Genomic DNA, 24,195 nt, shown 5'->3' with positions numbered 1-24,195 from the left:
CCTTTGCGCGGCCGATTCAGACCTCCGCGCCGTCCGGCGCTTCGGTCATCGGACGCGTCAGTCCTTCACAATGCCAGCGGTGGCGAGCACGGCGTCCGCGAGCACGCGCATCCCGGCCTCGGCCCAGGCCGGGGTGATGCTCTCGGCCTCGTTGTGGCTCAGGCCGCCATGGCAGGGGCAGAAGATCATCGTCGTCGGCACGCGGCGCGCGACATAGACCGCGTCGTGGCCGATGCCCGTCGGCATGTCCATGTGCGGATAGCCGAGCCGCTCGGCCGCATCCCGCACGCGCCCGACCAGCACCGGGTCGAAGGGCGTCAGCGGCGAATACCAGAAGTCGGCGACGGTGATCCTCACGCCGCGGGCGGCGGCGATCGCGGTGGCCTCGGCGCGGATCTCCTCGGCCATCTTCGCGAGCAGGTCCGGGTCGCCGTGGCGCGTGTCGACCGAGAACCAGATGCGGGAGGGGGCGATGTTGCGGCTGTCAGGATAGACGGTCAGGCGCCCGACCGTCGCACGGCCCGGTTCGCCGGATGCGCTGACGGCGCCGAGCGCGATGCGCTCGATCGCCGCGATCAGCGGGGCGGCGGCCATCAGCGCGTCGCGCCGACCGGCCATGGGGGAGCCGCCATGCGCCTCCTCGCCCTCGACCGTCACCTCGAGCCAGTTCTGTGCCAGCGCCTTGGTGACGACGCCGATGTCCTTGCCGGCATCCTCGAGCAGCTTGCCCTGCTCGATGTGCAGTTCAAGATAGGCGCCGATGTCGCGCAGCGCGGCGGGGTCGGCCGCGCCCTTCCAGCCGATGCGGGCGAGTTCCTCGCCGAAGACCTTGCCCTCGGGGTCCTGCTTCGCGAGAACCTCTTCCTCGGTGAAGATGCCCATGGCCGCACCGCTGCCCATCATGGGCGGCGAGAAGCGCGCGCCTTCCTCGTTGGTCCAGTTGATGAGCATGAGCGGCGCCTCGGTCTCGACGCCGGCCTCATGCACCGCGCGCAGGATCTCGAGGCCCGCCAGCACGCCGAGGATGCCGTCGAACTTCCCACCCGTCGGCTGGGTGTCGAGATGGCTGCCGAAGGCGACCGCCTTGCGCGCGGGATCGCGGCCGGGGCGCGTGAGGACCATGTTGCCGACGCGGTCGACGGACATGGTGCAGCCGGCCGCCTCGGCCCAGCGCTGCAGCAGGTGGCGGCCTTCTGAATCGAGGTCGGTCAGCGTCTGGCGGTTGCAGCCGCCCTTCGCCGTGCCGCCGATCTTCGCCATCTCCATCAGGCTGTCCCAGAGCCGCGCTCCGGACAGGGGGACGTTCGTCGTCATCATGCCGTCTCCAGCCCGCACCACTCGGCCATGGTCAGCGCGATGGTGCGCGTGATGTCGTGCATCGACTCCAGCCCGACGCTCTCGTCGATTCCATGGATCTCCTGCGCATCCGGGCCGAAGCAGGCGACCGGCGTGTCCTGGTACAGGGTGAAGAAGCGCCCGTCGGTCAATCCGGTCGCCGGGTAGTCGCGCAGGAAGCCGCCGGACACGTCGGCGAAGTTGCGCTTAGCCATGGTCACGATCGGCGCGTGCATGTCGAAGACGCATGGGTCGGCCATGAAGCCCTTGAATTCCAGTTTCACGGTCGCGCCCTTCAGCGCGGGATCCTGCGCGGCCTCGGCGACCAGGCGCTCGATGTCGGCCTTTGTCTGCGCGGCCGTGTAGCCCATCATCACGCCGACGCGCATGCCGATGCGCGCGCGGGTGGGCACGGAGGAATTCCACTCCCCGCCCTCGATGGTGCCGAAATTCACGTTCACCGGATGGTTCACGCCGCGGAAAGACGGGTGGATGCGCTCGGCCTTGTTCATCTCGGCCTGGTAGTCCTCGAAGCGCGCCGCGATGGCGTTGGCGGCCTTGATGGCGTTGAGTCCCGCCTGCATGTCGCGCACATGCGCCGGGCGGCCCGAGACCGTCACCCAGGCCCAGACCACGCCGACCTCGGCCGAATACATCGCCGGCAAGCCAGGGCCCGGTTCAGGGATGATGACGGCATCGGTGCGCGGCAGGGCGAGCATCGCAGCGAGCGCGCCGTTGCCGGTGCATTCCTCCTCGATCACCGACTGCATCTGGACCTCGGCCGCCGGCTGCAGGCCGGCGAGGCGCAGCGCCTTGAAGGCCGTGACGTAGGAGACGATGCCCGCCTTCATGTCCCCCGCACCGCGACCATACATGCGCCCGCCGCGGATGGCGGGCTCGTAGGGCGGTGTCTCCCACATGTCCGCCGCACCTTCCGGCACGACGTCCACATGACCCTGCAGGGCGAGGCTGCGGCCCTTCCGCTCGCGCGGCGTGAACACGGCGACCACGTTGTCGCGGCCGTCATAGGAGACTAGCGGCGGCGAGAAGCCGGGGTGCGACGCAAGCTGCTCCGGCACCGTCGGCACGCGGCGCGGCGCGAGGCCCAGCCCTTCGTAGATCCGCGCCATCTCGTTCAACGCCGATTGCTCGTTGCCGAGCGTCGAGGGGCAGCGCACCAGGCGCTCCAGCGTGTGGACGGCGTCGTCCCGCAGCGCGTCCACGGCCTCCAGGATCGCGCGCCGCGCGCCGGGATCCAACATTTCGGTCATCGTCTACTCCTCAGGCGGCGATCACCGGCGGGGTCCAGGACCGCCCCGGGATGCTGTCCAGCAATTGCCGGGTATAGGCGTGCTGCGGGTTGCCGAACACCTCGGCCGTCGGACCCTGCTCGACGATCGCGCCGCGCTGCATCACCGCGATGCGGTCGCAGACCTGCGCCGCGACGCGCAAATCATGCGTGATGAACAGCATGGTCAGTCCCAGCCGCGCGCGGATATCCGCAAGCAGCGCCAGCACCTGCGCCTGCACCGAGACATCGAGCGCGGAGACCGGCTCATCCGCGATCAGCAGTTCCGGTTCCATCGCGAGCGCGCGGGCGATGCCGATGCGCTGCCGCTGGCCGCCGGAGAATTCATGCGGATAGCGATCCATCGCGCCAGGATCGAGTTGCACCAGCCGCAGCAGGTCCCGCGCCCGGGCCAGTGCCTCGCCCCGTTCGACCCCATGCGTGACGGGCCCCTCGGCGATGATGTCGCCGACACGCCGCCGCGGGTTCAGCGAGGCGAAGGGGTCCTGGAAGACCATCTGGATCTTCTTGCGATAGGGCTTCCAGGCCCCGCGCGAGAGCGGGCGCAGGTCGGCGCCTTCGAAGATGATCTCGCCCTTCTCGGGTTCGACCAGGCGCACGACGCAGCGCGCGAGCGTCGACTTTCCGGAACCGGACTCGCCCACCAGGCCGAGCGTCTCACCCTTGCGCAGGATGAAGTCGGCGTCGTGGACCGCCTTCACGACGGGCTTGGGACCGAACCAGCCGCCGGGGCGGCGATAGGTCTTCTCGACGCCCTTGGCCTCGAGGACCAGGGGCGCCGTCGAGGCCGCCGCACTGCTCGGCGCCCCGTGCGGGACCGCGGCGATCAGCGCGCGCGTGTAGGGGTGTTGCGGGTTGTTCAGCACCTCCGCGGCCGTGCCCTGCTCGACGATGCGGCCCTTCTGCATCACGGCGACGCGGTCGGCGATCTCGGCCACCACGCCGAAATCATGGGTGATGAACATGACGCCGGTGCCGCGGCGCGATTGGATCTCGCGGATCAGGCGCAGGATCTGCATCTGCGTGGTCACATCGAGAGCGGTGGTCGGCTCGTCGGCGATCAGCAGCGAGGGTTCGAGCGCCAGCGCCATCGCGATCATCACGCGCTGCCGCTGCCCGCCCGACAGGCGGAACGGATAGGACCGCGCCGTCGCCGCCGGATCGGGCAGGTTCACCGCGGCGAGGAGTTCCGGCACGCGCTTCGCGGCATCGCCGCCGACGCCATGGACTCGCATCGCTTCCGCGATCTGCTCGCCCACCCGCATGACGGGGTTCAGCGCCGTCATGGGTTCTTGGAAGATCATCGAGACACGCGCACCCCGCAGGCGGCGCATCGCCTCGGTGCCCAGGGGCAGCAAGTCCTGGCCCTCGAAGAGGATCCGGCCGGACTTCACCGGCAGGCCCTTGGGCAGCAGGCCCATGACCGCATTGGCGGTGATCGACTTGCCGGATCCGGATTCGCCCACCACGCAGACGATCTCGCCCGGGTTCACCGACAGGGTGATGTCCTCGACCGCGTTGGGCCGGTCGCCGCCGGGCGGCAGGGCAACGGTCAGGCCTTCGACCGACAGGAGGCTCATGCCGCGCCTCCCCGCTGGCGGGCGAGGCGCGGGTTCAGCGCGTCGGACAGCCCCTCCCCCACCAGGTTCAGCGCCAGCACGGTGAGGAAGATGGCAAGGCCCGGAAAGACGCTCATCCACCAGGCGAGGCGGATCACCGAGCGTCCGGACCCGATCAGGAAGCCCCAGGTCATCAGGTTCGGATCGCCCAGGCCGAGGAAGGACAGCGCGCTTTCCAGCAGGATCGCGGATGCGACCATCAGCGAGGACAGCACGACGATCGGCGAGAGCGCATTCGGCAGGATGTCGGTCACGACGATCGCGATGCGCGACTTGCCGAGCACCTCCGCCGCCTGGACGAACTCGCGGGACCGCAGAGAGAGGAACTCCGCCCGCACCACCCGCGCGACGGGCGGCCAGGAGACGACGGCGATGGCGAAGACGACCGACCCGATCGTGGGCGTGAAGATCGCCACCAGCAGGATCGCAAAGACGAAGGAGGGGATGGTCTGGAAGAACTCGGTGAAGCGCATCACCGCATCGTCCGCGACGCCACCGAGATAGCCCGCGATGGCCCCGAGCGTGACCCCGATGCACAGCGCCGCGGCGGTCGAGACCGCGCCCACCATGAGCGAAATCCGCGCCCCATGCGCGATCCCCGCCGCCACGTCGCGCCCGAGGCTGTCGGAGCCGAGCAGCATGCCCTCCTCGCCCGGCGGGACGAAGGGGGCCGTCGCCATGTCCCAGGGGCTGCCGGGGAAGAGCAGCGAGGCGAAGGCCGCGACCGCGATCACCAGCGCCAGGATCACCAGGCCCACCACAGCCCCGCGATTGCGGCGGAAGCGTCGCCAGAAGTCGCTCATCCTTCGACCTCAACGCGCGGATCGACGACGGCGTAGAGGAGATCCGTCACGAGATTGAACCCCACCACCATGACCGAGGTGCAGAAGAAGACGCCGAGCAGCACGGCGTAGTCGCGCGCCAGCAGCGCATCGAAGGCGAGGCGCCCGATGCCCGGCCAGGCAAAGACCGTCTCGACCAGGATCGACCCGCCGATCAGCTGCCCGGCCTGGATGCCGGCGAAGGTGATGACGGGCAGCAGCGCGTTGCGCAGGATGTGCCGCCGGACCACCTGACCCTCAGGCACGCCCTTGGCGCGCGCGGTCTTCACGAAGTCCTGGTCCGCGACCTCGAGCATCGTCGCGCGCGTCAGCCGCGCATAGACCGCGAGGTAGAAGAGCCCGAGCGTCAGCGCCGGCAGCAGCAGGTGCTTCGCGACGTCCAGCACCGCGTCGATGCCGTGCAACTCGACGCCGACCGTCGCCATGCCGAAGCTCGGCAACCATTCCAGCCAGACCGAGAAGAACAGCACCAGCATCAGCCCGACCCAGAAGAGCGGCGTCGCGTAGAAGGTCAGCGCGATGACGGTGATGATGGAATCCGCCCAGGTACCGACCCGCCGCGCGGCGAGAGTCCCGAGCGTCACGCCCGCCGCCACGGCGAAGGCGAAGGCCGCGCCCGTCAGCAGCAACGTCGCCGGCAGTCGTTCGCGGATCAGCGTCCAGACCGGCAATTGCTGGCGATGGCTGAAGCCAAGGTCGAGCGTCAGCACGCCCTTGAGGTAGATCCACAACTGCACGTGCAGCGGCTGGTCCAGGCCGAACTGCCGGCGCAGCTGCGCGAGGAAGCGTTCATCCGCGGCACCGGACTGCCCGGCGATGACGCTCGCCGGATCGCCGGGCGCCGCATGGATCAGGAGGAAATTGCAGACGACGATCGCCAGGATGACGATCGCCGCCTTGACACCACGCCGCAGCAGGAAGCCGGGCAGCCGCGACGGGTCCATCCGTCAGCCGGCGATGAAGACGTCGTCGAAGGACTTGCTGACGCCGAGGCCGGTGGTGATGACGTTGCGGACCTTCTTGTCGTAGACGGTCGGGAAGGACAGCTCCATCAGCCAGATCTGCGGCACATCCTCCACCAGGATCTTCTGCACCTCGCTGAAGGCACGGGCGCGGTCGGCCGCCGCGGCCGCGGCGCGCGCCTGCTGGAACAGCGCATCCACCTGCGGATTGGCATAGCCGCCGGTGTTGGTGAAGGTGACCTTCTGGATGTTGGTCGAGACATAGGTGCGCTCGACGCCCAGCGTCGGGTCGCCGAACTGGTAGACGAAGTTGATCGTCGTCTCGTATTCCCAGTTGCCGACGCGCCGCGCCCAGGATCCGGCATCGGTGCTCTCGAGCTCCAGGGCGATGCCGACGTTGCGCATCGCCTGCCGCAGGTATTCGGACAGGCGCGTCCAGATCTCGCCATAGGGCAGCGGGATATGCTTCAGCGTGAAGCGCACGCCCTGGGCGTTGCGCGGATAACCCGCCTGGTCGAGCAGCGCATTGGCCTGCTGCACGTTGAAGGCGGCGATCTTCGCATTGGCGTCGAAGAAGCGCGTGGTCGACGCCACCGGCCCGGTCGCGGGCTTGCCGACGCCGAACCACAGGCGGTTGACGATGAAGTTGCGGTCGATCGCCATGGACATCGCACGCCGCACCCGCGCGTCGTCCAGCGGCTTCACGCGATGGTTCAGCTCGATCCAGGACAGCGGGGAGAAGTATTCCCAGCCCTTGGTGTCCACCTCGAGGTTCGGGCGCTGGCGGAGCTGCGGGATGTCGAAGGGCTCGATGTCCGAGGCCTGGCTCAGCAGCACCTGGCCCGATTCTAACGCGAGGCGCCGGCTCTGGCTGTCGGGGATGATGCGGTAGATGATGGTGTCGAGGTAGGGCTGGCCCGGCTTCCAGTAGTTCTCGTTGCGGTCCATGCGCACGAAGTTGCCGCGCTGCCATTCGGTGAACTTGAACGGGCCGGTGCCGACCAGCCGCTGCACCGCCGGCGCCGTCCGGTAATCCTGCCCGTCGAACAGGTGCTTGGCCACGATCGCCGCCGCGGTCGCGTCGAACATCAGCAGGAAGGGCTGGAAGGCCTGCTTCAGCACGATGCGGACCGTCAGCGGGTCCTTCGCCTCGCAGGTCTCGATCAGGCTGAAGATCGCCCGCGCGCGCGGCGAGAGCTCCATGTGGAACTTCATGATGGAGAAGACGACGTCGTCCGCGGTGAAGGGCTGGCCGTCATGCCACTTCACGTTCTCCTGCAGGTTGAAGACGTATTCCTTGCCGTCCGGGCTGACCGTCCAGGACTTGGCGAGCACCGGCTGCGGTTCGAGCGTGGGCGAGAAGGTCAGCAGCCCCTGGAAGATCTTGGGCGCGGCCGCGAGGGTCGGACCCTGCTGGTTCACGCCGATCTGCAGCACCGGGGGTTCCGGCGTCAGCATCATCTGCAGCGTGCCGCCGCGACGCGGGGCGACGCCCTGGGCCATCGCCTCCTGCACGGTCATCAGGACGGGGGCGGAGGCGGCAGCGGCCATGAAGCCACGACGCGAGACAGCCATCTTCGAAGTCTCCCTGGATTGTGCCGGGAGGCTATCCCCCCGGCCGCAAGGGGGACAAGGGGACCCGCGGCACCGTGCGTGGACAAGCGCGACCCGCCTGCCTAGCCTCGCGCCACCATGAAGACCTTCGCGCATCCCGATCAGGCAGGGCACACGCCCACCTTCTTCCTCCAGCGCGGCCAGGTCCGCCGCAACTTCGAGATCCCGGCCCGCGCCGCGGCGCTCGAGGCGGCGTTGCACCGCATGGGGCTCGCACCCGCCGCACCGCCGCCGCTCGCGCCCGGCGCGCTCGAGGCGGTGCACCGCGCGGACTACCTCGACTTCCTCGCCACGGCCGCGACCGATTGGGCCAAGCTGCCCGAGCCAGGCCCCGAGGTCGTCGCCAATATCCATCCCGTTCCCGAGATGGTCGCGCAGGGTGGGCGCACGGGTGCCAACATCATCGCGCGGACCGGCTGGTACACCGCCGACACGGCCTGCCCGATCGGGCCCGGATCCTGGGCCGCGATCCAGGGGGCGGCGGCCTGCGCCCTCGCCGCGGCGGCCGAGGCCGCCAAGGGCGGCACGGCCTACGCGCTCTGCCGCCCGCCGGGCCATCACGCCTATGCGGGCCGCGCGGGCGGTCATTGCTACGTGAACAACGCGGCGCTCGCGGCCCAGGCGCTGCGCGATGCCGGGGCGGCGCGCGTCGCGGTGCTCGACATCGACAGCCACCACGGCAACGGGACGCAGGGAATCTTCTGGGAGCGCGGCGACGTGCTCACCATCTCGATGCATGGCGATCCGGACAACTACTATCCGTGGTTCGTCGGCCGCACCGCGGAACGCGGCGCGGGCGCCGGCGACGGACGCAACATGAACCTGCCCTTGCCCTTCGGCACGCCGGACGAAGGATGGCTCGATGCGCTGCGCTACGCGCTCGCGCCGATCCGCGACTTCAAGGCGGATGCGCTGGTCGTGGCGCTCGGCTTCGATGCATCGAAGGACGAACCGCTCGGCGCGCTGGCCGTGACCGAGGACGGCTTTGCCCGCGCCGCGCAGATGATCGGCGCGCTGAAGCTGCCGACCGCGATCACGCAGGAAGGCGGCTACAACGTCGATGTCATCGGCACGCTGCTCGAGCGCTTCCTCGGCGCCTGGGGTGGCGCATGAGCGACGCCGCGACGATCCACGCCGCCACTCTGACGCTCGACACGCATATCGACATCCGCTGGCCCGAGCCGCCGGATGCGACGCGCGAGACCGACCGGCGCGTGGACTTTCCGAAGATGCTGCGCGGCGGGCTGAAGGCCGCGATCTTCATCGCCTATACGCCGCAGGGCAAGCGCGATGCGGAAGGCCTCGCTGCCGCTGCCACGCGGGCGGATGCGATGCTGCGCCACATCCGGTCCCGCGCGGACGGGAAGGCGCGGCGCTTCTGCGCCACGGCCGCCGAGCTGGAAGCCGCGCATGCGGCCGGTGCGCTCTGCGTCCTGTCCGCCGTCGAGAACGGCAACGCGCTCGCGCGCGACCTCTCGCGCCTGGCCTTGTGGCGGGATCTCGGCGCGATCTACCTCACGCTGACCCATGACGGGCACAACGACCTCGCCGACGCGGCGCGGCCGCGGCCGGAGCTCGGCGACGGACCGTCCGAACATGGTGGGCTGTCGGAGCTCGGGCGCGCCGCGATCGCGGAGATGAATCGCGTCGGGCTGCTGGTCGACGTCTCCCATGCCGCCAAATCCAGCATGATGCAGGCGGCCGAGCTCTCCCGCGTGCCGGTCGTCGCGACCCATTCCTGCTGCAAGGCGCTGTGCGACCATCCGCGCAACCTCGACGACGAACAGCTCGACATGCTGCGTGCGACGGCGGGCCTCGTGCAGATCACCGCGCTCGACAGTTTCCTCCGCGCGGCGCCCTCGGGCGGGAAGTCTCCGGCGACGGTGAAGGACATGGCCGACCACGTGGACTACGCGGTCGCGCGCATCGGCATCGACCATGTCGGGCTGTCCTCGGACTTCGATGGCGGCGGCGGCATCCCGGGCTGGAAGGACGCGTCCGAGACGATGAACCTCACGGCCGAACTGCACCGCCGCGGCTACGGGGCACGGGAACTCGACCTGCTGTGGTCGGGCAATTTCCGGCGGCTGATGCGGCTCGCGCAGCGCGCGGCGGGCTGAAGAAGCCTAATTCCCCGCCGGCGCGCATCGGCCCGTATAGGCGAGCCCGCCGCTGCCGCCGAGGCGGAACCAGACCTCCCGCGTCTCCCCGGTGGAAGGATCCCGGGCGCGCTGGACGTCGTAGTAGCAGCCGGCACGATCGATCAGCCCCTGGACGCCACGCTGCAGGCCCATCAGGCGCAGGATCGCGTATTCCGCGGGGATAGCCCCGCCAACCACGAAAGCCGTCTCCGGCGTCAGCCCGTCGCCCGATGTCAGGATCCGGCGGATGTTCCGCTCCGCCTCGCGCTGCTCGGGCGGAAGAGTGTCGGGCGCGGGCACGCGGAAGTGGATCTCGTGCTCGGCGCCATCCGTGCCGCGCACTGTCCAGATGTCGAGCACGGTCGCGTTCTCCTCGACGGATCGCTGCCGGAGGAAGGGCGTCCGCAGGTGCAGGATCACCGAATGCGCCTCGATCACGCGGGGCACGACATACGCAGTGGCGGGCCCACGGCCATCGCCACTCGCCAGCACACGGGCGATCGCCGCATCGCGCGCCGCTTGGGCGGCGTCCGGCGCCTGCGCCCGGGCAGGCAGCGCGAAGGCGAGTGCGACCAGGATGAGACATGCAGCGCGCATGACGATGACCATTGGCTCAGACCGTAGCTGGTGGGGCAGTGGGTTTGAGAAGGAAACTAATAGGTTGATTATTGCATCAACCAACGCTCGTATGCAGCAATCATGTCCATCGCGCGCATTGCCACCTTCGCCTTTTCCGGCGTCGATCCCGTGCCGGTCGAGGTGCAGGTCCAGATCGCGCCTGGCTTGCCGGCCTTCCTTCTCGTCGGCCTGCCCGACAAGGCGGTCGCCGAAAGCCGCGAACGTGTCCGCGCGGCGCTGACCGGCCTTGGCCTCTCCCTGCCGCCGAAGCGCGTGCTGGTGAACCTCGCACCTGCGGACATCCTGAAGGAAGGGTCGCATTTCGACTTGCCCATCGCGCTGGCGTTGCTCGCCGCGATGGAGATCGTCCCGAAGGAGGAAGCAGCGGGCTATGCCGCGCTTGGCGAACTGGCGCTGGACGGATCGATCAATCCGGTCGCCGGGGTGCTGCCCGCGGCCTTGGGCGCGAGCGAGCGCGACCTCGGGCTGATCTGCCCCGCCGCGCAGGGCGGCGAGGCCGCCTGGGCCGGGCGGATCGAGGTGCTCGCCGCCCCCGATATCCACGCCCTGCTGAATCACTTCCGCGGCACGCAGTTGCTCTCGCCGCCGGCCCCGCCGGCCGCCGAGCCCGCCCCGCGCGCCCTGCCCTGCCTGTCCGAGGTGAAGGGCCAGGAAAGCGCGAAGCGCGCGCTCGAGATCGCCGCCGCAGGCGGGCACAACCTTCTGATGATCGGTCCGCCAGGTGCGGGAAAGTCGATGCTGGCGGCCCGCCTGCCGAGCCTGTTGCCGGATCTTTCGCCGGCCGAGGCGCTGGAGGTTTCCCTCGTCCACTCCGTCGCCGGGATGCTGGAAGGCGGGCGGCTCGTGATGCGCCCGCCCTTCCGGGACCCGCACCATTCGGCCTCGATGCCCGCGCTGATCGGCGGCGGCCATCGCGCGCGCCCGGGCGAGATCAGCCTCGCGCATCGCGGCGTGCTGTTCCTCGACGAGTGGCCTGAATTCCCCCGCCCGGCGCTGGAGGCGCTGCGTCAGCCGATGGAAACCGGCCGCACGGTGATCAGCCGCGCCAACGCGCATGTCACCTATCCCGCGCGCTTCCAATGCATCGCGGCGATGAACCCCTGCCGCTGCGGCTATCTCGGCGAGGCCGGGCGGGAATGCGGCCGCGCGCCGCGTTGCGGGGAGGACTACCAGGGCCGCCTATCCGGCCCCCTGCTCGACCGCATGGACCTCACGATCGAAGTCATGCCCATCCCCGCTTCAGAACTGACACGCGCCCCGGCAGGGGAGACCAGCGCCATGGTCGCCGCCCGCGTCCAGGCCGCACGCGACGCCCAGCGCGCCCGCTGGGGCGAGGCCGGCCCGCGCAACAACGCCGAGGCCGAGATCGGCCACCTCCATCCCCTCCTCGACCCCGATGCCGAGGCGCTGCTGGAAACCGCGGCGACGCGTCTGCGCCTGTCCTCCCGCGCCCATGTGCGGATGATGCGAGTGGGGCGCAGCATCGCGGACCTGGCGGGCAGCCCGACCATCCGCCGCGCCCATGTCGCGGAGGCGCTCGCCTTCCGCCACCGCATGCCGGGTCGCCCCGCCGCCTAGTCGCCGATCCGGAAGGCGTCCGCGATCCGCCGTGCGGTGCCGTCCGCCGCGATGATCACGACGTCGAAGCGCATCCCCGCTTCGCCATGGCCCGGATTCGCCGCGACCCACCATTCGGCCGCCGCGACCAGGCGCATCCGCTGCCGGGCACCAAGGGCGAAGGCGGCCTCGGTCAGGGACGGCCTCGCCTTCACCTCGACGAAGGCGAGCAACCCGTCGCGTTCCGCCACCAGGTCGAGTTCCCCCGCCGGGGTCCGCGCCCGCCGGGCCAGGACTTTCCAGCCGTCGCGGACCAACGCGGCCGCGGCGACATCCTCGGCGCCGCGCCCGGCGGCCTCGGCACGCCGCCCGCGTAGCAGGCGTCGCGTCGTGTCGCCGAAACCGCTCATGCCGCTATCATGCCGGCATGATCCTGCGCCGCGCCATACTGCTCCTGTTGCTCTTCACCGGCGTCGCCGCCGCGCAGGCGCCGGCGCGGCGGCAGATGGTCGCGGCGGGCCATCCGCTGGCCGCCGAGGCCGGGCTCGAGATGCTGCGCGCCGGGGGCAGCGCGCTCGATGCGGCCGTCGCGACGCAGATGGTCCTGACGCTGGTGGAGCCGCAATCCTCCGGCATCGGCGGCGGCGCGCTGCTGCTGCACTTCCAGGGCGGATCCGGCCGCATCGTCGCCTGGGAGGGCCGCGAGGCCGCGCCGGCCGCCGCGGGCCCGGACCTCTTCCTTCGCGACGGCCGGCCCATGCCTTTCCTGCAGGCGATGGCGAGCGGCCGGTCGGTCGGCGTGCCAGGTACCGTCGCGATGCTCGAGGCGGCGCATCGCGAGCATGGCCGCCTCCCCTGGGCGCGCCTGTTCGACCCGGCGATCCGCCTGGCGGAGGACGGCTTCCCGGTGAGCGAGCGCCTGGCGCGCGAGATCGCCTTCGACACGCTGCTGCTGCGCCGCGACGCCAATGCCGCGCGCTACTTCTTCACCGAGCAGGGCCTGCCGCTGCCGGCCGGGCATCGGCTGCGCAACCCGGCGTTGGCCGAGACCCTGCGCGCCATCGCGGCGGAGGGCGCCGCCGCCCTGGCGCGCGGGCCGATCGCCGAGGACATCCTCGCCGCCGTTACGCGCCACCCGGTGCTGCCGGGCGCGATGGCGGCGACGGACCTCTCGACCTACGCGCCGCACCGGATGGAGGCGGTCTGCTCGCCCTATCGCCGCTGGCGCGTCTGCGGCTTCCCGCCGCCCTCCTCGGGCGGGATCGCGGTGGCGCAGATCCTCGGCCTGCTCGGACATTTCGACATGCCGCGCATCGATCCGCGCGGCGTCGACGCGGCGCATCTTGTCGGCGAGGCCGGGCGCCTCGCCTTCGCGGACCGCAACGCCTATGTCGCCGATCCCGCGTTCGTGTCGGTGCCCACGCGGGGCCTGGTCGATCCCAACTACCTGACGGCGCGCGCGCAGCTGATCGACCGTGACCGCGCCATCGCCGCCCCGCGCGCCGGCAACCCGCCCTGGCGCGAGGCGACCTTTGCCCCCCAGACCCAGGACCACGAGGCCGGCACCAGCCATGTCTCGATCGTCGATGCCGAAGGCAATGCAGTGTCCATGACCACGACGATCGAGGCGCTCTTTGGCGCCCGCATCATGGTCCGCGGCTTCATGCTCAACAACCAGCTGACGGATTTCTCCTTCCTCCCCGAACAGGATGGCCGCCCGGTCGCGAACAGGGTCCAGGGCGGCAAGCGTCCGCGGTCGTCCATGTCCCCCAGCCTGGTCCTCGATGGTGAGGGGCGGCTGTCCATCGTCGCGGGATCGCCGGGTGGAGCCCGCATCATCGGTTATGTCGCGCAGGCGCTGGTGGCGATGCTGGACTGGGGCATGACGCCGCAGGAAGCGGCCGCGCTGCCGCATGTCGGTTCCGTCGGGAACGGGATCGAAGTGGAAGCCGACACCCCGGCTGCGGCGCTGGCGCCCGCCCTGCGCGCGCGCGGACACGAGGTGCATGTGCGCGAGATGAATTCCGGCCTGCAGATCATCCGCGTGACGCCCGAAGGCCTGGTCGGCGGCGCCGATCCCCGCCGCGAAGGCGTCGCGATCGGTGACTGACGCCCTGCCCTACATAACGGAACCAGCCGCTGCGACGACGGCCGAGGTCGGTAGCATGCGCAAGCGGGCCGATGCCATGGATGGCGGCGGACGCACGCATTTCGGCATCGCGCCGGTCGTGCTGATCATCTTCGCGGCGCTTGGGCTGCTCGACTACGCCTTCGGCATCATCGACACCGCGTCCTGGATCGTGCTGATCGTCGGATCGATGATCCTGCTGATCCCTGCGGCGATCATCCATCGCCGTGGCGCCGCGGAATCGGCGCGCGTGCGGCAGGTCGCCCTCGCGCTGCGGCGCGACGCCGAGGCCGGGCGTCTCCAGCGCCACACGCTGCATCGCGACGCCCGCCACTGGTTCGTGGAGCACGAGCACGGCGTGATGCATCTCTGCCCCGCCGGGCCAGGCCGGACGCTGTTCCTCGACCTTTCCAGCGTCAGCGAAGATTTGCGCCACGACGCCTGGTTCGCGAAGCGGCGGATCGACCGCGACACCTGGCGATGGACCACCGCGGCCGATGGCACCGTGCTGCTGTCCTTCGCCGCTGAGGGCGCGCCAGTGGCGCCGAACAGCCTCTCCGACGCGCTCGGCCACGAGGACCCCGACCTCGCCGGGACGATCTTCGAGGCCCTCGGCTCCCCCGGCGACGGCGACGTCATCCCGCGCGACTTCGCGGAGATCGACGCCGATCTCCGCGCGCGGATCGCCGCCGCGAAGGCGGCCTAGGCTGCGTCCCGCGCGATCGCCGGCATCGGCATCGCGTCGTCGCGGCCTTCCTCGACGGCGTGGCACGCCACCATCGCGTCGCCCGCCGCCTTCATCTCCGGCCGCTCGCGCTTGCAGCGCTCATTCGCCAGCGGACAGCGCGGATGGAAGGCGCAGCCCGAGGGCGGCGTGATCGGGGACGGCACCTCGCCGCCCACCGGGATGCGCTCCCGCCCCGTCATGTCGAGGTCCGGGATCGCTTCCATCAGCGCGCGCGTATAGGGATGCCGCGGACGGCGGAAGAGGCTCTCGGCCGGCGCGAGTTCCGCCAGCCGTCCGAGATACATCACCCCGATGCGGTCCGAGATCTGCCGCACCACCGCGAGGTTGTGGCTGATGAAGAGGTAGGTCAGCCCCAGCCGCTGCTGCAGTTCCTTCATCAGGTTCAGGATCTGCGCCTGAACGGACACGTCGAGGGCCGAGGTCGGCTCGTCGCAGACGAGGAACTCCGGGTTCGACGACAGCGCGCGCGCGATCGAGATGCGTTGCCGCTGCCCGCCCGAGAATTCGTGCGGGAACTTCTCGCCGTCGAGCGGCGACAGGCCCACCTGCGTCAGCAGCTCAGCGACGCGGTTCTCCTCCTCGCCCTTCGTCGTCACCAGGCCAAAGGCGCGGATCGGCTCGGCGATGATGTTCTTCACCCGCCAGCGCGGGTTCAGCGAGGCATAGGGATCCTGGAAGATCATCTGCATGCGCCGGCGCTGGTCGGCCAGCGACCGCGCCTCCGCCAGGTCCCGCCCGTCGAAGTGCACGGACCCGGCCGTCGGGCCATAGAGGCCGACCGACAGCCGCGCGACCGTCGACTTGCCGCAGCCGGATTCCCCCACCAGCGACAGCGTCGTCCCTTTCGGAATCGAGAAGGAGATCCCGTCCACCGCGCGCAGCGTGCGCCGTTCCTCCCGCGCCAGCAGACGCTGCAGGAAGGGTCGCGAGACGTCGAAATGGCGCGCCAGGTCGCGCGCCTCGAGCATCGGCACCGGGTCAGCCACGGGGCGCCTCCGTGTCGTAGAGCCAGCACGCGGCCTGCGTGGTGCCGGCGTTGATCAGGTCCGGACGGTAGGTCCGGCACTTGTCGAAGACCTGCGGGCAGCGCGGGTTGTAGGCGCAGCCTTTGGGGATCGCGGACAGGCGCGGCATCGCGCCATCGATCTGCGCAAGGCGTTCCACCCGCCGGTCGAGCGGCGGGATCGAGGCCATCAGCCCCGCGGAATAGGGGTGGTTCGCGTGCTTCACCACCTCGCGCACCGGGCCGATCTCGGCGACGCGGCCGGCATACATGACGGCGACGCGGTCGGCGGTCTCGGCGATGACGCCCATGTCGTGCGTCACCAGCATCATCGCCGTGCCCTTCTCGCGCGCGAGGCGCTTGAGCAACGCGATGACCTGCGCCTGGATCGACACGTCGAGCGCCGTGGTGGGTTCATCCGCCACGATCAGCTTCGGTTCGGCACAGAGCGCGAGCGCGATGACGACACGCTGGCGCATCCCGCCCGAGAATTCGTGCGGGTAGCTGTCGATGCGCTGCGCCGCGGCCGGGATGCCCACCATCTCGAGCCATTCGATGGCGCGCTTGCGCGCCTCGCCGGGCCCGATCGGCAGGTGGGTGGTCATGGTCTCGGCGAGTTGGCGGCCGACCGTGTAGAGCGGGTTCAGCGTCGTCAGCGGGTCCTGGAAGATCGCGCCGATCTCCTTGCCGCGGATCCGGCGCATCTCCTCGTAGCGGAGATTGTCGATGCGCCGGCCGCCGAGGAGGATCTCGCCCTTCGCGATGCGCCCGGGCGGTTCCAGCAGGCCGATGATGGCGGCACCCGTCATGGACTTGCCGGCGCCGGATTCACCGACCACGCCGAGCACCTCGCCCGGCGAGATGTCGAAGGAGACGTCGTCGAGCGCGACCAGCGTGCCTCGCCGGGTCGGGAATTCGACGCGCAGGTTCTTCACCTGCAGCAGGGGAGCGACGTTCGACATCAGCGCAGCTTCGGATTGAGCGCGTCGCGCAGCCAGTCACCCAGCAGGTTGACCGACAGCACCATCGCGATGAGGGCGACGCCCGGGAAGATCGTGATCCACCACTCGCCCGAGAACAGGAAGTCGTTGCCGATCCTGATCAGCGTGCCGAGGGAGGGCTGGGTCGGCGGCACGCCGACGCCAAGGAAGGACAGCGTCGCCTCCGACAGGATGGCGAGACCCAGGTTGAGCGTCGCCACCACCAGCACCGGCCCGACCACGTTCGGCAGCACATGGCTGAACATGATGCGCACCGAGGGCACGCCGATGACGCGCGCGGCCTGGACGTATTCCTTGTTGCGCTCGACCAGCGTGGACCCGCGCACCGTGCGGGCGAATTTCGGCCATTCGCTGATGCCGATGGCGAAGATCACGACGAACAGCGCGATCTGGTCGTGCACCTCGCGCGGCAGCACGGCCCGCACCACGCCGTCCACCAGCAGGGCGACCAGGATGGAGGGGAAGGTCAGCTGGATGTCGCAGATGCGCATCAGCACGCTGTCGACATGCCCGCCGGCATAGCCGGCCGTCAGTCCCAGCGAGACGCCGAGCACGGTTGCGAAGATGGTCGCCGACAGGCCCACCAGCAGCGACACGCGTGCGCCGTACATGATGGCCGAGAGCACGTCGCGCCCCTGGTCATCGGTGCCGAGGAAATACTCGGCCGCGCCCTCCTCGTCCCAGGCGGGCGGCTTGAAGGCGTCGCTCAGGTTCAGCGAGGCGAGATCGAAAGGGTTGTGCGGCGCGATCCAGGGCGCGAGCACCGCACCCAGGATGCAGACCAGCGCGACCACGGCGGAGGCGACCGTCACCGGCGAACGGGTGAAGGACCACCACAGGTCCGATCCGAAGAAACGATTTACGGCGGCGGCCATGGCTCAGTGCCCCCCCTTCCCGCGTCCGATGCGCAGCCTCGGGTCCACGGCGTAGTAGAGGAGGTCGACGATCAGGTTGATGGTGACGAAGACGAGCGCGATCAGCATCAGGTAGGCGCTCATCACCGGGATGTCGGCCGCGCCGACGGACTGGATGAACAGCAGCCCCATGCCCGGCCACTGGAACACCGTCTCGGTCACGATGGCGAAGGCGATGATGGCGCCGAGCTGCAGGCCGACGATGGTGATCACGGGCACGAGCGTGTTCTTGAGCGCATGGCCGAAATGCACCGCCCGGTTCGGCAGGCCGCGGGCGCGGGCGAACTTGATGTAGTCGGTGCGCAGCACCTCCATCATCTCGGCCCGCACCAGGCGCATGATCAGCGTCAGCTGGAACAGCCCCAGCGTGATCGCCGGCAGCACCAGCGCCTTGAGGCCGGACACCGTGAGGAAGCCGGTCGTCCACCACCCCAGCTTCACCGTGTCTCCGCGCCCGAAGGACGGAAGCCAGCCGAGCCAGACGGCGAAGACCAGGATCAGCAGGATGCCGATCAGGAAGGTCGGCAGCGAGACGCCGACCAGGCTGAAGGTCAGGAAGAAGCGCGACAGCCAGGAATTCCGGTAGAGCCCGGTATAGACCCCCATCGGCACGCCGATCAGCAGCGCGAGCGCGGCCGCGGTGAAGGCCAGTTCCAGCGTCGCCGGCGCGCGCTCGGCGATCAGCTCCGCGACCGGGCGGGACAGGCGGTAGGACAGGCCGAACTCGCCCTGCGCCGCATGGCCGATGAAGGTCGCGAACTGCACCCAGAAGGGCTGGTCGAGGCCGAGGTCGCGGACCAGCTGGTCGCGCTGCGCCTCGGTGAAGTCCTGCCCCAGCATGATCGCCACCGGGTCGCCGACATAGGCGAACATCGCGAAGGAGATCAGCGCGACGGTCAGCATGACCGGCACCGCCTGCAGGATACGACTGATGATGAAGGCGAACATGCTCTCACTCCGGTGCGGGCGCGGCGAAGACCGCCGCCGCGCCCGCGTCACTCCTCAGTTCATGCGCGCCCAGCGGAAGTAGGGCTGGTTGTTCGCCATGTGCGGGATGGTGAAGTTGGACCGCATCGCCCAGGGGATCATCTGGTGGTGCAGCGGGATGTGGGGGATGTCCTCGCGGTAGATGCGCAGGGCTTCCCGGATCGCGGCGTCGCGCGGGGCGCCGGACTGGTTGGTCATGATGTCGATCAGCTGGTCCATCCGGGCGTTGGAATACCGCCCGTAGTTCCAGATGCCGTTGCCCTGCCCGCCGTCACGCGTGCGCAGCAGCGACTGGAAGGAATAGAGCGCGTCGAGCGTCGGCACGCCCCAGCCCAGCAGGTAGATCGAGGTGTCGTCGCGCTGGATCTTCGCGAAGAAGGGCGCGAGCGGCATGGCGTTGAGCCGCGCCCGGACGCCCACGCGCGCCCACATCGCGACGATCGCCTGGCAGATCTGCTCGTCGTTGATGTAGCGGTTGTTCGGGCAGTCGAGCGTGATCTCGAAGCCGTTCGGATAGCCGGCCTCGGCCAGCAGCGCGCGGGCACGGGCCTGGTCGTAGGGCAGGCGGACATCCTCCTCGCGCGAATAGCCGTTCACCTGCGGGGGGAAGAAGGTGCCGGTCACGACCGACTGGCCGCGCATGGTGGTGCGGTGGATCGCCTGGATGTCGATCGCCTGGTACAGCGCCTGGCGAACGCGCAGGTCCTTCAGCGGATTGCGCCCGCGCACATCGGAATACAGCAACTCGTCCCGGTGCACGTCCATCGCGAGGAAGATCGTGCGGACCTCGGGGCCCTCGGTGACCTTGATGTTCGGCGCCGAGCGCAGGCGGTTGAGGTCCTGCAGCGGCGGGTCGAGCACGAAATCCACCTCCCCAGACAGCAGCGCGGCGATGCGCGTCGCGTCCGAGGAGATCGGGCGGTAGATGATCTCGGTGATGTTGGATTCGCGGCTCGCCGGCTCGCTCCAGCCCCACCAGTCGGTGTTGCGGACCATGACGGTGCGCACGTCGGGCTCGCGGGTCTGCAGGCGGAAGGCGCCGGTCCCGTTGGTGTTGCGGGTGGTGTACATCTCCTCCCGCGCGCGGGTGTTCTGCGGGCGCGTCGCGTTGTGCGCCTCGGACCAGGACCGCGACATGATCATCAGGGACGCGATCTTGTTGGGCAGGATCGGGTCCGGCACGCGGGTAATGACGTCGACCACCAGCGGCTCGACCTGCACCGAGCGCTCGATGGTGTCGACGTAGATCGCGTAGTTCGAGGTCGGCTGCTGCGCGCGGGTGATGCTGAACACCACGTCGTCGCCGGTGAAGGCCTGGCCTTCGTGGAACTTCACGCCGTCGCGCAGCCAGAAGCGCCAGCGGTTCGGCTCGACCTGCTCCCAGCGCGTCGCCAGGCCCGGCGCCAGGCCTAGGTCCTGGTTGCGGGAGATCAGCGTGTCGTAGATCTGCTGCAGCACCATGGTGACGGTGCCGACATTCTGGCTGTGCGGATCCATGGTGTTCGGATCGCCCGAGGCGGACCAGCGCACGGTGCGCGCCTCCGCCCATCCCGCGCCGAGCCCGATGGCCAGCGCGGCCGCCAACAGCAGCTTCCGCATTCTTCGTTCTCCCGTCGTTGCCAGTCCCGGCCGTCCGGCCCGGCGCCCCCAGAGGCCGGGGCCTATACGGCCCCGGACGCGGGCGGGGAAGGGGCTTGGGGCTCCTCCTCCGGCGCGCCGGCGAATTCCAGCATGAGCGTGTATCCGACCGCCAGCACCACGGGGCCGAGGAACAGCCCCAGGAAGCCGAAGGCGAAGACCCCGCCCAGGGCGCCGAGGATGGTCAGCAGCAAGGGCAGGTTCGCCCCGCGGGAAATCGCCCAGGGCCGGATGAAGTTGTCGACCGAGGAGATCACCAGCGCCCCGTACAGCCCCATGAAGATGCCCGACCCGGTATGCCCCTGGGTCAGCAGCCACAGGCTCGCCGGGATCCAGACCAGCGGCGCCCCGACCGGCAGGATCGAGATCACCCCGGTGACGACGGCAAGCAGCACCGGCTGCGGCACCCCCGCGATCCACAGCCCGATCGCGGTCAGCACCCCCTGCGCGACCGCGGTCCCGACCAGCCCCCAGACCACGCCGCGCGTGACATCGGCCGCGAGGCCCAGCATCCGGATGCCGGTCGGGCCGCCGAGCCGTTCCATCAGGGCCTCCGCCCGCCCGGCCATGGCCGGCCCGTCCCGGTAGAAGAAGAAGGCGAGGAAGATCGCGAGCAGGAGTTCGGCAAGGCCCGACAGCACCGCGAGCAGGATCGAGACCGCCTGCTGGGTGATCGTCCCGGCATAGGGCCGCAGCAGCCCCGCCACGCCCGACAGGTCGAAGGCCATCTCCCCGATCCAGCCATGGATCCAGCCGCCCACCACCGGCAGGGAGGAGAGCCAGGCGCCGAGACCTGGCAGCCCCTCGACCAGGAGGTGCTCGATCTGCCCGCTCAGCGCCTCGACATCCTCGCGCCGGGTCGGCGCGGCCAGCGCGATCGGCAGGCCAACCAGCAGGAACATCGCCAGCACCATCAGCGCCGCCGACCAGGACGGGCGGATACGCGCCTGGTCGCGCAGGAAGGCGAAGACCGGCCAGGTCGAGAAGGCGAGGATCGCCGCCCAGATCAGCGCCGAGATGAAGGGCTTGAGGACCAGCAGGCAGGCGACCGCCAGGGCCGCGATCGCAGCGATTCCGACAAGGCGCGCCGCGCGCGGCGTTTGCATGGGCATGGCCCCATCCTGCCCGAACGCCGCGCGTCGTGCGAGGCGGGGACTGGCCGGTGCGGGCCGGCGCCGCTAGCCTCCGCGCCCTGTCACCCAGGGGGGACCGCCACCATGCCGCGCTTCGCCGCGAACCTGTCGATGATGTTCAACGAGGCGCCGTTCCTCGACCGCTTCGCGCTCGCCGCGCAGGCGGGGTTCAAGGCGGTCGAGTTCCTCTTTCCCTACGACTTCCCCGCAGCGGAGATCGCCGCGCGACTGAAGGACAACGGGCTGCAGCAGGTGCTGTTCAACGCGCCCCCCGGCGACTGGGCCAAGGGCGAGCGCGGCATGGCCGCCCTGCCCGGCCGCCAGCGGGAATTCCGCGACGCGATCCTCAAGGCGCTGGACTACACGGCCGCCCTCGCCTGCCCGCGCCTGCACGTCATGGCGGGCCTGAAGCCCGAAGGCGTGCCCCACGACACGCTGACCGCGGTCTATGGCGCGAACCTCGCCTGGGCGGCGGAGGAATGCGCCAAGGCGGGCGTGAAGCCGGTGATCGAGCCGATCAACCACCGCGACATCCCGAACTTCTTCCTGAACACCACCGACCAAGCGGCGGCGATCATCAACGCCGTCGGGCCGGACAAGGTCGGGATGCAGTTCGACCTCTATCACTGCCAGATCACCGAGGGCGACATCGTCAAGCGGGTCGAGAAGCACCTGCCGCTGATCGCGCATATGCAGGTCGCGGACAATCCCGGCCGCAACGAACCCGGCACGGGCGAGGTGAACTGGCCCTTCGTGTTCCGGAAGGTGGACGAACTCGGCTTCCGCGGCTGGATCGGCTGCGAATACCGCCCGGCGGGCGAGACGACGGCCGGTCTCGGCTGGTTCCAGCCCTACCGGGCGTAGTCGATCCGGCGCACCGGCGTGCTGCGCCGCGCGGTCGCAGGCGCGGCCGCCGGCGGGTCGCATTCCCGCGCGAACTCGGTCATCTCGCGTACCAGCGCGTCGCGGTTCACGGCAAGGCCCACGGCATCGCCGATGACGATGCGCACCTCAGCGTCGCGCGCCTCGGGGTAGTCGGCGCGGGCCTGGACCAGCGCGCTGCGGAAGGCGCTGCGGTCGAGGCTGAGGCTGAGGCTGCGGTCCTCGTAGCGTGTCGGCGCGCTACGGATCGGCGTCCAGCCGCCGCCGGGATCGCCGAAGCCGACCATCACGGTCGTGCCGGCCGGCGCGCGGACGCCGTTGACGGCAATGGTCCAGGCCTGGGAGGCCGGGCAGCGCATCTCGAGCGACAGGCTGGCGAAGGGCATGCCGATGCCGGTGCCCAGGATGGACAGCACCGGGCGGCCCGTCTCCGGGTCGGCCACGCGGACGAAGCTGTCCTGCGCATGGGCGCCGGAAGCGAGGAGAAGAGCGACCAGCATTGCCGGAGCGACATGCCAGCGGCTGCTCAGAAATCGGGGGGACATGGCAGCGCAGCTCATTTTTTGGACCACGTTGAAGGTTATTCTACCCGAAAAATGATTGACATCCAGCTAATTCTTTTCCGTCACAGCAGCGAATCGGAAGCCCCGCCTCCCGCCATGTTCGCCGCCCGAACCCTCGGCTATGTGTCGGACACCTGACGCCGCGCCCGCCCTGCCGGGACGGCGGGCAGTCCTTCCCTCGACGGAGCGAAACGCATGAAGATCGCCTTCATCGGCCTCGGCATCATGGGCCGCCCCATGGCCGGCCACCTCAAGGCCGCCGGCCACGACATCACCGTCGTGGAGCGGCGCAGCCTGACCGCCGAGGACCGGGCGAACTTCGCCGTCGCCGCCGACGCCAAGGCCGCCGCCGCGGCCGCCGAGGCCGTGATCCTGATGGTCCCCGATACCCCCGACGTCGAGGCGGTGCTGTTCGCCGCCGGCGGCGTGGCCGAGGGCCTGAAGGCCGGCACGCTCGTGATCGACATGTCCTCGATCAGCCCCACCGCGACCAAGGCCTTCGCCGAGAAGATCGCCGCGAAGGGCTGCGACTACCTCGACGCGCCGGTCTCGGGCGGCGAGGTCGGCGCCAAGCAGGCGACGCTGACCATCATGGTCGGCGGCAGCGAGGCCGCCTTCGCCAAGGCCAAGCCGCTGTTCGAGGCGATGGGCAAGAACATCACCCTGGTCGGCCCAGTTGGCGCCGGGCAGACCTGCAAGGTCGCCAACCAGATCATCGTCGCCCTGACGATCGAGGCGGTGGCCGAGGCGCTGACCTTCGCCTCCAAGGCCGGCGCCGACCCGGCCAAGGTGCGCCAGGCGCTGATGGGCGGGCTTGCGACCTCCCGCATCCTGGAACTGCATGGCGAGCGGATGATCAAGCGGACCTTCAACCCGGGCTTCCGCATCCGCCTCCACCAGAAGGACCTCAACCTGGCGCTGCAGGCCGGCCGCGACCTTGGCGTGGCGCTGCCCAACACGGCCTCGACCCAGCAGCTTTTCGCCGCCGTTGCGGCGGCCGGCGGGGCGGAACTGGATCATTCAGGGCTGGTGAAGGCGCTCGAGACCCTGGCCGCCCACAAGGTTGCCGAGGACGCGTAAGCACTCACGAAACTGTGTCATGGGCTGGAACCGGTGCGGAAATCCGCACCGGATCAACTCTTAGTATAAAGTTGTCTCGAAAATCTTAACGTCTGCCTCT

Annotated in this window: 22 protein-coding genes; 7 read left to right on the top strand and 15 right to left on the bottom strand. The window is 70.0% G+C overall.

Annotated elements, in window-relative coordinates; translation table 11 throughout:
- Positions 1-57 precede the first annotated feature (57 nt).
- Genes GWK15_RS00505 through GWK15_RS00480 form a run of 6 tightly spaced genes read right to left on the bottom strand, consistent with a single transcriptional unit; the run spans position 58 to position 7,642 of the window.
- The gene (locus GWK15_RS00505; protein ID WP_168037997.1) at positions 58-1,317 is read right to left on the bottom strand and encodes a Zn-dependent hydrolase; all 1,260 of its coding nucleotides are present in this window, start codon (positions 1,315-1,317) and stop codon (positions 58-60) included.
- The gene (locus tag GWK15_RS00500) at positions 1,314-2,606 is read right to left on the bottom strand and encodes an ArgE/DapE family deacylase (RefSeq protein ID WP_168037995.1); all 1,293 of its coding nucleotides are present in this window, start codon (positions 2,604-2,606) and stop codon (positions 1,314-1,316) included. The genes GWK15_RS00505 and GWK15_RS00500 overlap by 4 nt, the downstream gene beginning before the upstream one ends.
- A 10-nt stretch (positions 2,607-2,616) precedes the next feature.
- On the bottom strand, positions 2,617-4,224 hold the full coding sequence (locus GWK15_RS00495) for an ABC transporter ATP-binding protein (RefSeq protein ID WP_168037993.1): 1,608 nt from the start codon (positions 4,222-4,224) through the stop codon (positions 2,617-2,619).
- A complete protein-coding gene (locus tag GWK15_RS00490) occupies positions 4,221-5,066 on the bottom strand; it encodes an ABC transporter permease (RefSeq protein WP_168037991.1) in 846 nt (281 codons plus the stop codon). Before GWK15_RS00490 ends, GWK15_RS00495 begins: the two co-directional genes overlap by 4 nt.
- The gene (locus tag GWK15_RS00485; protein ID WP_209441960.1) at positions 5,063-6,049 is read right to left on the bottom strand and encodes an ABC transporter permease; all 987 of its coding nucleotides are present in this window, start codon (positions 6,047-6,049) and stop codon (positions 5,063-5,065) included. The genes GWK15_RS00490 and GWK15_RS00485 overlap by 4 nt, the downstream gene beginning before the upstream one ends.
- 3 nt (positions 6,050-6,052) lie before the next feature.
- Positions 6,053-7,642, bottom strand: coding sequence for an ABC transporter substrate-binding protein (locus tag GWK15_RS00480; protein WP_245211374.1), 1,590 nt, complete (start codon positions 7,640-7,642; stop codon positions 6,053-6,055).
- 117 nt (positions 7,643-7,759) lie between these two features.
- On the opposite strand from GWK15_RS00480, the gene GWK15_RS00475 reads away from it, so the two are divergent.
- Together GWK15_RS00475 and GWK15_RS00470 are read left to right on the top strand one after the other, a co-directional pair.
- A complete protein-coding gene (locus GWK15_RS00475; RefSeq protein WP_168037989.1) occupies positions 7,760-8,794 on the top strand; it encodes a histone deacetylase family protein in 1,035 nt (344 codons plus the stop codon).
- Positions 8,791-9,801 (top strand): dipeptidase, encoded by a 1,011-nt coding sequence (locus GWK15_RS00470; RefSeq protein ID WP_168037987.1) that lies wholly within the window; start codon positions 8,791-8,793, stop codon positions 9,799-9,801. The genes GWK15_RS00475 and GWK15_RS00470 overlap by 4 nt, the downstream gene beginning before the upstream one ends.
- Before the next feature lie 6 nt (positions 9,802-9,807).
- Here the strand turns inward: GWK15_RS00470 and GWK15_RS00465 are convergent, their stop codons facing one another.
- Complete coding sequence (locus GWK15_RS00465) at positions 9,808-10,419, bottom strand: DUF4919 domain-containing protein (protein ID WP_168037985.1); 612 nt, start codon at positions 10,417-10,419, stop codon at positions 9,808-9,810.
- Positions 10,420-10,521: 102 nt separating this feature from the next.
- Here GWK15_RS00465 and GWK15_RS00460 point away from each other — a divergent pair, with 102 nt between their 5' ends.
- Positions 10,522-12,039 carry a YifB family Mg chelatase-like AAA ATPase gene (locus GWK15_RS00460; RefSeq protein ID WP_168037983.1) on the top strand — a complete coding sequence of 506 codons (1,518 nt, stop codon included), beginning with the start codon at positions 10,522-10,524 and terminating at the stop codon, positions 12,037-12,039.
- Here GWK15_RS00460 and GWK15_RS00455 read toward each other — a convergent pair.
- Complete coding sequence (locus GWK15_RS00455; RefSeq protein ID WP_168037981.1) at positions 12,036-12,428, bottom strand: YraN family protein; 393 nt, start codon at positions 12,426-12,428, stop codon at positions 12,036-12,038. The genes GWK15_RS00460 and GWK15_RS00455 overlap by 4 nt on opposite strands.
- Before the next feature lie 17 nt (positions 12,429-12,445).
- On the opposite strand from GWK15_RS00455, the gene ggt reads away from it, so the two are divergent.
- Together ggt and GWK15_RS00445 are read left to right on the top strand one after the other, a co-directional pair.
- Complete coding sequence (ggt, locus tag GWK15_RS00450; RefSeq protein ID WP_168037979.1) at positions 12,446-14,128, top strand: gamma-glutamyltransferase; 1,683 nt, start codon at positions 12,446-12,448, stop codon at positions 14,126-14,128.
- A gap of 55 nt (positions 14,129-14,183) precedes the next feature.
- On the top strand, positions 14,184-14,852 hold the full coding sequence (locus GWK15_RS00445; protein WP_168037977.1) for a hypothetical protein: 669 nt from the start codon (positions 14,184-14,186) through the stop codon (positions 14,850-14,852).
- On the opposite strand, the gene GWK15_RS00440 is transcribed toward GWK15_RS00445, so the two are convergent.
- The 6 genes from GWK15_RS00440 to GWK15_RS00415 all read right to left on the bottom strand — a co-directional run bounded on the left by GWK15_RS00440 (position 14,849) and on the right by GWK15_RS00415 (position 21,549).
- Positions 14,849-15,880, bottom strand: coding sequence for an ABC transporter ATP-binding protein (locus GWK15_RS00440; protein WP_338147165.1), 1,032 nt, complete (start codon positions 15,878-15,880; stop codon positions 14,849-14,851). The genes GWK15_RS00445 and GWK15_RS00440 overlap by 4 nt on opposite strands.
- Complete coding sequence (locus GWK15_RS00435) at positions 15,873-16,859, bottom strand: ABC transporter ATP-binding protein (protein ID WP_168037975.1); 987 nt, start codon at positions 16,857-16,859, stop codon at positions 15,873-15,875. The genes GWK15_RS00440 and GWK15_RS00435 overlap by 8 nt, the downstream gene beginning before the upstream one ends.
- On the bottom strand, positions 16,859-17,773 hold the full coding sequence (locus GWK15_RS00430; protein ID WP_168037973.1) for an ABC transporter permease: 915 nt from the start codon (positions 17,771-17,773) through the stop codon (positions 16,859-16,861). Before GWK15_RS00430 ends, GWK15_RS00435 begins: the two co-directional genes overlap by 1 nt.
- Positions 17,774-17,776: 3 nt before the next feature.
- Positions 17,777-18,760, bottom strand: coding sequence for an ABC transporter permease (locus tag GWK15_RS00425; protein ID WP_168037971.1), 984 nt, complete (start codon positions 18,758-18,760; stop codon positions 17,777-17,779).
- 54 nt (positions 18,761-18,814) lie between these two features.
- Positions 18,815-20,398, bottom strand: coding sequence for an ABC transporter substrate-binding protein (locus tag GWK15_RS00420; RefSeq protein WP_168037969.1), 1,584 nt, complete (start codon positions 20,396-20,398; stop codon positions 18,815-18,817).
- 62 nt (positions 20,399-20,460) lie between these two features.
- Positions 20,461-21,549, bottom strand: coding sequence for an AI-2E family transporter (locus GWK15_RS00415; protein WP_168037967.1), 1,089 nt, complete (start codon positions 21,547-21,549; stop codon positions 20,461-20,463).
- Positions 21,550-21,654: 105 nt separating this feature from the next.
- Between GWK15_RS00415 and otnI the strand changes: the two genes are divergently transcribed.
- Entirely contained in the window at positions 21,655-22,434 is a 780-nt protein-coding gene (gene otnI, locus GWK15_RS00410; RefSeq protein WP_168037965.1) for a 2-oxo-tetronate isomerase, read from the top strand.
- On the opposite strand, the gene GWK15_RS00405 is transcribed toward otnI, so the two are convergent.
- A complete protein-coding gene (locus GWK15_RS00405) occupies positions 22,422-22,997 on the bottom strand; it encodes a hypothetical protein (RefSeq protein WP_168037963.1) in 576 nt (191 codons plus the stop codon). The genes otnI and GWK15_RS00405 overlap by 13 nt on opposite strands.
- Positions 22,998-23,210: 213 nt before the next feature.
- On the opposite strand from GWK15_RS00405, the gene GWK15_RS00400 reads away from it, so the two are divergent.
- Positions 23,211-24,095, top strand: a complete 885-nt coding sequence (locus tag GWK15_RS00400; RefSeq protein ID WP_168037961.1) for a 2-hydroxy-3-oxopropionate reductase — start codon at positions 23,211-23,213, stop codon at positions 24,093-24,095.
- Positions 24,096-24,195: the final 100 nt, after the last annotated feature.

It is taken from the genome of Neoroseomonas oryzicola (genome assembly GCF_012163135.1).
GTDB lineage: Bacteria > Pseudomonadota > Alphaproteobacteria > Acetobacterales > Acetobacteraceae > Neoroseomonas > Neoroseomonas oryzicola.
This window is presented reverse-complemented; position numbering and strand designations above follow the sequence as displayed.